The sequence below is a fragment of the Streptomyces durhamensis genome (genome assembly GCF_000725475.1).
GTDB lineage: Bacteria > Actinomycetota > Actinomycetes > Streptomycetales > Streptomycetaceae > Streptomyces > Streptomyces filipinensis.
On record NZ_JNXR01000091.1, the window covers coordinates 1 to 613 of the forward strand.

Consider the following 613-nt stretch of genomic DNA (forward strand, 5'->3'; position numbering starts at 1 on the left):
CACGGATCTGGCGCGCCTTCGCCCTGGCCCCGCACCGTTCCGAGACGTTCAAGCTGTCCACGGACCCGCTGTTCATCGACAAGGTCCGCGATGTGGTCGGCCTCTACCTCGACCCGCCGGAGAAGGCCCTGGTGCTGTGCGTGGACGAGAAGTCACAGATCCAGGCGCTCGACCGGTCCCAGCCTGTCCTGCCGATGATGCCCGGCGTCCCCGAGCGTCGAAGCCATGACTACGTCCGCGCCGGCACCACCACCCTGTTCGCCGCTCTGGAGGTCGCCACCGGCAAGGTGATCGGTTCCCTGCACCGGCACCACCGGGCGGTGGAGTTCAAGAAGTTCCTGGCCAAGCTCGACAAGGAAGTGCCGGCCGGGCTCGACGTCCACCTCATCCTCGACAACTACGTCACTCACAAGACACCCGCCATCAAGAAGTGGCTGCTGGCACACCCGCGCTTCCACCTGCACTTCACACCGACGAGTTCGTCGTGGCTCAACCTGGTCGAGCGGTGGTTCGCCGAGCTGACACAGAAGAAGCTCAAGCGCGGTGTCCACCGCTCCGTCCAAGCCCTCGAACGCGACATCCGAAACTGGCTCGCCGACTGGAACGAGGCCCC

At 65.6% G+C, this 613-nt stretch carries 1 protein-coding gene; it reads left to right on the top strand.

The features are described 5' to 3' along the window. The coding region (locus IO33_RS0141900) for an IS630 family transposase (protein ID WP_031174325.1) at positions 1-613 on the top strand (613 nt) is incomplete at both ends.